8 protein-coding genes are annotated in these 8178 nt (G+C 63.2%); 2 read left to right on the forward strand and 6 right to left on the reverse strand.

What is annotated here, in order from left to right:
* A partial coding sequence (locus RMO57_RS02960) for a DUF2069 domain-containing protein (protein WP_310384061.1) occupies nt 1-246 on the forward strand: 246 nt, incomplete at its 5' end.
* Nucleotides 239-1642: an FAD-binding oxidoreductase gene (locus RMO57_RS02965; protein ID WP_310384063.1), complete on the forward strand. Its 1404-nt coding sequence runs from the start codon at nt 239-241 to the stop codon at nt 1640-1642. The genes RMO57_RS02960 and RMO57_RS02965, both read left to right, overlap by 8 nt.
* Before the next feature lie 3 nt (nt 1643-1645).
* Here RMO57_RS02965 and RMO57_RS02970 read toward each other — a convergent pair whose 3' ends face one another.
* The 6 genes from RMO57_RS02970 to RMO57_RS02995 all read right to left on the reverse strand — a co-directional run.
* Nucleotides 1646-4867 (reverse strand): efflux RND transporter permease subunit, encoded by a 3222-nt coding sequence (locus RMO57_RS02970; protein ID WP_310384066.1) that lies wholly within the window; start codon nt 4865-4867, stop codon nt 1646-1648.
* Nucleotides 4868-4870: 3 nt separating this feature from the next.
* Nucleotides 4871-6040 carry an efflux RND transporter periplasmic adaptor subunit gene (locus tag RMO57_RS02975; protein WP_310384068.1) on the reverse strand — a complete coding sequence of 390 codons (1170 nt, stop codon included), beginning with the start codon at nt 6038-6040 and terminating at the stop codon, nt 4871-4873.
* Nucleotides 6041-6178: 138 nt separating this feature from the next.
* Complete coding sequence (locus RMO57_RS02980; RefSeq protein WP_310384071.1) at nt 6179-6652, reverse strand: DUF1178 family protein; 474 nt, start codon at nt 6650-6652, stop codon at nt 6179-6181.
* A 31-nt stretch (nt 6653-6683) separates the two neighbouring features.
* Nucleotides 6684-7268: an NUDIX hydrolase gene (locus RMO57_RS02985; protein WP_310384073.1), complete on the reverse strand. Its 585-nt coding sequence runs from the start codon at nt 7266-7268 to the stop codon at nt 6684-6686.
* On the reverse strand, nt 7258-7566 hold the full coding sequence (locus tag RMO57_RS02990) for a DUF2818 family protein (RefSeq protein ID WP_310384074.1): 309 nt from the start codon (nt 7564-7566) through the stop codon (nt 7258-7260). Before RMO57_RS02990 ends, RMO57_RS02985 begins: the two co-directional genes overlap by 11 nt.
* 19 nt (nt 7567-7585) lie before the next feature.
* Nucleotides 7586-8178, reverse strand: a 593-nt coding sequence (locus RMO57_RS02995; RefSeq protein ID WP_310384077.1) for an NADH-quinone oxidoreductase subunit N, incomplete at its 5' end; no start/stop codon positions are given.

Here is an 8178-nt window from a genome sequence, read left to right on the forward strand (position 1 = left end):
CCCGCGCTGCTCGGCCTTCTTTCGCAACAAGCCGCGCGGCGGCTCTACACCTTCCGCTGGCTCAGCCTGATGATCTGGCTCTACTTTGCCGAGGGCGCGGTGCGCGCCGCCAGCGAGAGCGGCCTGGGCATGTGGTTGGCAATCGTCGAGGTGTTCTTGAGCGTGCTGATTTTTATCGCTTGCGCGCTGCAGGTGCGCCTGCGCTTGGCTGCGGCCAAGGCCCATACGGCCGGCAGCGATGTCTGAATTTGTGCAAGCTCTGCGTGCCCTGGTGGGCGAGGCCGGGCTGCTGTGCGGCGGCGACCTGAGCGCCTATGAGTTGGACTGGCGCCGGCGTTTCCCCGGCCGCGCCTTGGCGGTGGCCAGCCCCGCGACGACGCATGAGGTGGCTGCCGTCGTGAAGCTGTGCGTCGCGCACGGCGTCGCCATGGTGCCGCAAGGCGGCAACACCGGCCTGGTCGGCGGCTCAACGCCCGATGCAACGGGTGCGCAACTGGTCTTGAGCCTGCGCCGCATGAACCAGGTGCGCGGGGTCGACGCGGCCAATCTGACCCTGACGGTGGAGGCCGGCTGCGTGTTGCAGGCGGTGCAAGCGGTGGCCGCAGAGTCTGGCTTGCTGTTCCCCTTGAGCTTGGCTGCGCAAGGTTCATGCACGATCGGCGGCAACCTCGCCAGCAATGCCGGCGGCACGCAGGTATTGCGTTATGGCAACGCACGCGAACTCTGCCTGGGCCTGGAAGTGGTGACGGCCAGCGGCGAGATCTGGAACGGCCTGTCGGGCCTGCGCAAGGACAATACCGGCTATGACCTGCGCAATTTGTTCATCGGCAGCGAGGGCACGCTGGGTGTGATCACCGCCGCCACCTTGAAGCTATATGCGCAGCCGCAGGCGCAAATGACCGCGTTGGCCGCCTGCGCCAGCCTAGAAGCCGCCTTGGAGTTGCTCAGACTGGCCCAGCAGCGCGCTCAAGCCAGCCTCACCGGTTTTGAGGTGATGAACGCCTTTTCGCTGGCCTTGTTGAGCAAGCATTTCCCGCAAATGCAGCAGCCCTTAGGCGGCAGCGCCTGGACGGTTTTGCTGGAGCTTTCAGACGCCGAGAGCGAGCTTCATGCCAAGGCGCTGTTCGAGGGCCTGCTGGAGGCCGCATTGGAAGCCGGCGTGATCAGCGACGCGGCGGTGGCGGCCAGCCATGCGCAGGCGCAAGCGATGTGGCATCTGCGCGAATCGATTCCGCTGGCGCAGGCGCAAGAAGGGTTGAACGTCAAACATGACATTGCCCTGCCCGTCTCGGCCATTCCGAACTTTGCGGCGGCCACTGACCTGGCGCTGGAGGCTGCCTTCCCCGGTGTGCGCCTGGTCAACTTCGGCCATCTCGGTGACGGCAATCTGCATTACAACGTGCAAGCCCCCGAGGGCGTCGAGCCGCAAGCGTTTCTGAGTCGGCATGAGGCGGCGATCAACGCCATCGTCTACGACGCGGTGGCCGTGCATGGCGGTAGTTTTTCGGCCGAACACGGCATCGGCCAATTGAAGCGGGCCGAGTTGGCCGCTCGTAAAGATCCGGTCGCTTTGCAGATGATGCACAGCATAAAAAAAGCCCTGGATCCCCAGGGCTTGATGAATCCGGGCAGGCTGCTTTAGGCGTTAATCAGCGCCCTGGCTTGCCGCCCGAGCCAATTTGCTCGTACCGCGCGCCAAGTTCCACAGCTTGACCAACATGCGCCAGACAAAGCGCACCAGCAGAATCGTCAGAATCGCCTCGACCAAGGTCATGACGAACGCCAGCAGCCCGTTCCAGCGCGCCGAGCGCCGGCCGAACTTGGCGATCATGCGGTCACGCGCAATCTCGATGCTGTCGTAAAAGGTCGGGATCACCAGTAGCGTGAGCAGCGTCGAGGTGATGGTGCCGCCGATGATGGCCACCGCCATCGGCCGGTAAAACTCACTGCCCTCGCCCAGGCCAATCGCGACCGGCAACATGCCAGCAATCAAGGCAAAGGTGGTCATCAAAATCGGCCGCAGGCGCTTGCGGCCGGCGGTCATCAAGGCCTCCTCGCGGTCGACGCCCTCGGCCTCCAACTGACGCGCGGCGTCGAGCAACAAAATGGCGTTCTTGGCCACCAGACCCATCAGCATGATGACGCCGATAAAGCTCATCAAATTCAGGGTGCTCTTGCTCAGCAGCAGGGCCAGCACGACCCCGATCAAGGACAGCGGCAGCGACAACATCACCGCCAGCGGCGCGGTGAAGGAGCCGAACTGCATCACCAAGACCAAATACATCAGGCCGATGCCCGAGACCAGGGCAATGCCCATCTCGGTGAAGACCACGTCTTGCTCGCGCGAGTCGCCTTCCAGCTCCAGGCTGTAGCCGGGCGGGAAGTTGATGCTCTTGGCCAGCTTGAGCGCGTCGGCGGTGACCTCACCCGGCGAACGGCCCTGCACATTGGCGGCCACCGCGATGGTGCGTTTGCCGTCGGCATGCTGGATCTTGCTCGGGCCTTTGCCCATGGTGACGCTGGCGATCTGCTCCAGCGGCACCATCACATTGCTGCCGCTGACCGCGATCGGCAAGCGCTCGATATTGCTGGCGTCGACACGGTCGCTGGGCGCCAAGCGCACCGCCACATCGCGGGTTTCGCCGGCCGGGTCGACCCAATCACCGACCTCGACACCGGCAAAGGCCACACGCAGCGCCTGCGCCGCATCGTTCACCGAGATGCCCAGCGAGTTGGCAAGGCCGCGGTTCAGCTCAATCTGCAATTCGTCCTGCGGGTCCTGCTCCGACAGCCCCACATCGACCGCGCCCTTGATGCCGCGCATCTGCACCATGAAGGCATTGGTGATGTCCAGCAGCTTGCGCGAGTCGGCGCCGGTGAAGCGGATCTGCACCGGCTTGCGCCCGCCGCCATTCAAGTCATCGGAAACTGCGTACTCGGCGCCAACCAGGCTCTTGACCTTCTCGCGCAGCTCATTGGCCACCTCGGTGGCCGAACGATCGCGCTGGTTGCTCTTGCCAATGTCCACATAGATGCGGCCGCCGCCGACATTGATATTGCTGTTGGTGGCCACCGTCTCGGGGATCTCCCGGGCCAACTGGGCCGCTGCCTCCAGCTTCAAGCGTGAATACTCCAGGCTGGCGCTGGCGGGCGTGCGCACCTCGATCGCCACCATGCCGGAATCGGTGACCGGCAAAAAGCTGGAACCGCCGAACTTGGCTTGCAAAAATATCGCACCCACCAGGCTGGCCACCGCGAAGACGGCCATCCAGACACGGTGATGCAGGGCCCAGGCAATCACCAGGCCATAACGCTCGGTTTGATGGTCAAACCAAGTATTGAAGCGGGCCAGCACGCGGCCAATTTTGTTCTTCGGCGCCAGATGCTGATTCGGTGGGTCGCCCCAATAGGCCGACATCATCGGATCCAGCGTGAAGGAGATGAACAAGCTGACCATCACCGAGGCCACCACGGTCAGCGCGAACGGCCGGAACCACTCGCCCGACACACCCGGCATAAAGGCGACCGGGATGAACACCGCGACGATGGCGAAGGTGGTCGAGGCAACGGCCAGGCCGATCTCGGCCGTGCCTTCCAGCGCGGCGGTGCGGCGATCGGAGCCGCGCTCCATATGGCGCACGATGTTCTCGCGCACCACGATGGCGTCGTCGATCAAGACCCCGATCGCCAGCGACAAGCCCAGCAAGCTCATGAAATTCAAGGTGAAGCCGGCCAGCCAAACGGCGATGAAGGCGGCGATCACCGAGGTCGGCAAGGCCAGCGCCGTGATCAAGGTCGAGCGCCAGGAGTTCAGGAACACATAGACGACAAAAATCGTCAGCCCGGCGCCCAGCACCAAGGACTCGATCACATTGTTGAGGCTGTTCTGCGCGTCTTTGCCGCCGTCCTGTGTGACTTCGAGCTTGGCGCCTTCGGGCAGGGTCTTGTTGATCTCCTCCACCAGCTTACGCACCTTGTTGGCCACGGTGACGGTCGACGCGTCCTTGGAGCGCGTCACCGCAATGCCGACGTTCGGGTGGCCATTGCGCAGACTGATGCGGTTGATTTCGGCAAAACCATCTTCAATGGTGGCGACCTGGGACAGGCGCACCAGCTCGGTACCGCGCCGCTTGACCACAATCTGCTGGAAGTCGGCCGGCGACTCCAGCCGCCCGATCAAGCGGATGCTTTGATCCTCCAGCGTGCCGCGCACCTTGCCGACCGGCGACGTGCTGTTCTGATTGCGCAGCGCCGCCACCACCTCGGTGACGGAAACATTGTTTTCGCGCAGCTTCTCGGCATGCAGCAATACGCTCAGTTCACGCTTGAGGCCGCCATTGACCGTCACCACCGCCACGCCGGGAATAGCGCGGAACTTGTCGGCCAGCTGATCCTCGGCAATGCGCGAAATTTCGGCATGGCTTTGCTTGCTGCTGGACAGGGCCAGCTGCATGATGGGCTCGGCCGCGGGGTCTTCACGCTGAATCACCGGCTCGCGGATTTCGGCCGGCAGCTTGTAGCGCACCGTGTCGATCGCGTTGCGCACCTCGTCCGAGGCTTCGATCAAGTTTTTATTGAAATTGAAGATCAGCACGATCTGCGCATAACCCTCAGACGCCGTGGAGCGCACCCGGTCCACCCCGGAGATGCTCTGCAGCGATTTCTCGATCCGGTTGATCACTTCACGCTCGACCGTCTCGGGCGACGCGCCGGGATAGGCGATGCCGACCACCAAGACCGGCTCCTGCACATCGGGGATCTGGTTGACCTTGAGTTTTTTGAGGGCCAGCAAACCCAGGGCCATCAAGGAGATGATGATGACGATCGTGGCGATCGGCTTCTTGATGCTGAAATCGGACAGAAACATGGTTTATTTCCCCGCCGCCACGGCGACGTTGGCACTGGCGGCACCGGCCGGCGTGCTGGCCTTTGCCGACTCGACCAGCCGCACTTTTTGCCCATCTTGCAAATTGGAGCCCGGCTTGCGCAGGATTTGGTCACCCGCCGCCAAACCGCTCAGCACGATGAACTCGCCGCGCCTGGCGTCGCGCTCACCCAGCTTGATCGGTGTCTTCTTCAAGGAATCACCGTTGATCACCCAGACAAAGACCTCGTCACCGGCGCGCAGCAAGGCGCTGTCGGCCAACATCAAGGTTCGGAGGCTGGCGGTCTCAACCCGCCCTTCGGCGTACAGCCCGGCGACATGCGGCGCGCTGCCGGGCGCAAAGTCCACCAGCACCTCCAACTGCCGGGTGGTGGCATTGGCGGCCGCTTCGATGCGACGAATCTTGCCCACAAAGCTCTTTTCATCCAGCCCGTTGACGCGGAAATTGACGCTTTGGCCGACCTTCAAATCGCTCATGCGGTCGGCCGACACCAGGCCTTCAAAGCGCATGCTGCGCGCATCCATCACCTTGAAGAGTTCCTTGCCGACCAGGGCGGTATCGCCGGCCGACACCTTGCGCTCGCTGACGATGCCGTCAAACGGCGCGCGCACTTCGGTGCGCTGCAACTGCTGGCGCGCCTGCGCCGCCCTGGCCCTGGCAGCGACCTGATCACCCTGCGCGTTATTGCGGCGCTGTTCGGCATCTTCGGTGGCCTGCAAGGAACTCATGCCCTGGGCTTGCAAGGTCTTCAAACGCTGGTATTGGCGTTCGGCCTGCTCAAACGATTGCACAGAAACCCGCGCGGACTCGTCGGCCGAGGTCAGTTGCTCCCGAATCGAGCTGTCATCCAAACGCGCCAGCAAATCGCCGCGCTTGACCGCCTCGCCGTTTTCTTTCATCACCTGCAGGACCACGGCGGACACTTCGGCGCGCAGATCGGCACGCTTTTCGGGCTGTATCGAGCCGGTGATCACCGGGCCGGACACAAAGTCGGCCAGGTTCATGGCGAGTTGGTCTTCAGGGGCGATCAGCAGCGGCGCCGCGGCCTGCGTGGCTTTGCCGGCGGCGTCCTTCTTGCTGCTTTCGCTGCCGCAAGAACTGAGCGCCAAAGCGGCAACGAGGGTAAGCAAGGCGGGCAGCGTTGGACGCGTCATCTGACGGACTCCGATTGAATTTGTTAAGAACTTGAGACAGCGAAATGAAAAATGGGCGCGCCAGCATAAACGACAACCGGCGTAGCACCAAAGGTCATGGATTTTGACTGCGCCAGGGCGCTCAGTCACCGCTGCAAGCTATTGCAAACTGCCCTTCAATACCGCCGGCATCGCCAGCGGCAAGACTGCGATGCCTTCTTCGGTCAGGTCAGCCACTTCGGCGGCGCTGGCCTGGCCGCGGATGCCATGCGGCTTGGTCTCGCCGTAATGAATGCGGCGCGCCTCTTCGGCGAAGCGATCGCCGACGTCATCGGTATTGGCCAGCACTTGAGCTACTGCGGCCTGCAGCTTTTTCAGCCGAGTCTCGGCCGCCCGCTCTGCCAGCAGCGGTGCTGCTGTGGGCTTGGCGTCTTTGGCCGCGGGGTCGGCCGGGCCGGCGCGCAAATGTGAAACATTCAGGTGCGGTGCGGTGGGCAAACGCTTGATGTGCTGATCGGCGCAAATCGGGCAATTCAGCATGGCTTGGTCGAGCTGCGATTGAAAGTCTGCCGCCGAGCCGAACCAGCCCTCAAAGTGATGCTGATTGGCGCAGCTGAGGTTCAAAACCAGCATCACGAACCTGCAGCGTGCATCAAGCCGGACATCAGGCGGGCAGCCAAGCTAGCGCCCATTCGCCGCGCTGCCAACGAGTCAGCCAGAGCAGACCGATCAGGGTTTTGGCATCGGTCATCGCACCGCTGGCGGCCAGGGCGTCCAGCTCGGCCGTGTCATGGGTGACCAGTTCCAAAAATTCGCCGGCATCCAGCGACTGCTGGCCGGCCGTCAAGCCGCGGGCGAAAAAGATCTCAATGCCTTCGTCCGAGTAGGCGATGGCGTTGTGCAGCACCCCGGCATGGGCCCAGTGGCTGGCGCTGTAACCGGTTTCTTCCAGCAATTCACGCTGGGCGCACAGCAAGGGGGCCTCACCCGCATCCAGCTTGCCGGCCGGAAACTCCAGCATCACCTTGCCCATCGGGTAACGAAATTGGCGCTCCAGCAGCAAGCGGCCATCGTCCAGGATGGGCACGATCATCACCGCCCCGGGGTGCCTGATGTACTCACGGCTGGCAACGCCGCCATCGGGCAGTCGGACCTGGTCGCGGTGGACCTTGAGGAAGTTGCCCTCGAAGACCGCCTTGGATGCCAGGCAATGCTCGCGCAGATGCGCGTCGTCGGCCTCAGCCTGCATGCCGGCCTCGGCGCAAATAGCACCACACAAAGCCGGGGAACCCCAGCGTGATGAACAGGCACAGCGCGGCGGCGTAGAACTCCCAGCCCTGGGGATGGCGCTGGCCCAGCTTGGCTTCAATGGTGAAACCCAGGGCCAAGGTCAAGCAGGCCATGATGGCCAGCTCAAACAAACGCCAACCCACCGGTTTGGGTCTGCGCACCGGGCCGAGCAACATCAGCCTCGGGCTGAAATACGGCCAGTTTGCCGCCACCACGGCAACGATCAACACCAGCCAGATGGCCGCTTGAGATTCCATCGCTGAAGGTCGCTGCGGCTCAGGTCGCCAGCGTCTTGACGATGGCGGTGGCGCACAGCGCCATCAAACCACCGGGCAAGAGGCCGAAGATCAACACAGCGGCGCCGTTCAAGGACATCACCAGGCGCACATCGGCAGGCGCGGCCAGTGGCGCGTGGTCGATTGGCTCGTCAAAGAACATCACCTTGATCACGCGCAGGTAGTAGTAAGCACCGATCAGGGACACCGCCACAGCCACCACCGCCAGCGCTGTGTAGCCCATCACATTGGTGCCGATCAAGGCCTGCAAGACCGACAGCTTGGCGTAGAAGCCGGCGGTCGGCGGCACGCCGGCCAGCGAGAGCATGAAGATCGTCATCACGGTCGCATACCAGGGACTGCGCTTGGCCAGGCCGGCCAAGTCTTTGACTTCCTCGGCCTCATGGCCTTGGCGCGACAGCAACAAGATCATGCCGAAGGTGCCCAGCGTCGTCATCACATAAACGATCACGTAATACATCGCCGAGCTGTAGGCGTTGGCCGCCGACAAGGTGTTGTCATTGACCACACCGGACGCGAGGCCCAAGAGCATGAAGCCCATCTGGGCGATGGTGGAATAGGCCAACATGCGCT

The sequence above is a fragment of the Roseateles sp. genome, from assembly GCF_031397715.1.
GTDB lineage: Bacteria > Pseudomonadota > Gammaproteobacteria > Burkholderiales > Burkholderiaceae_C > Paucibacter_A.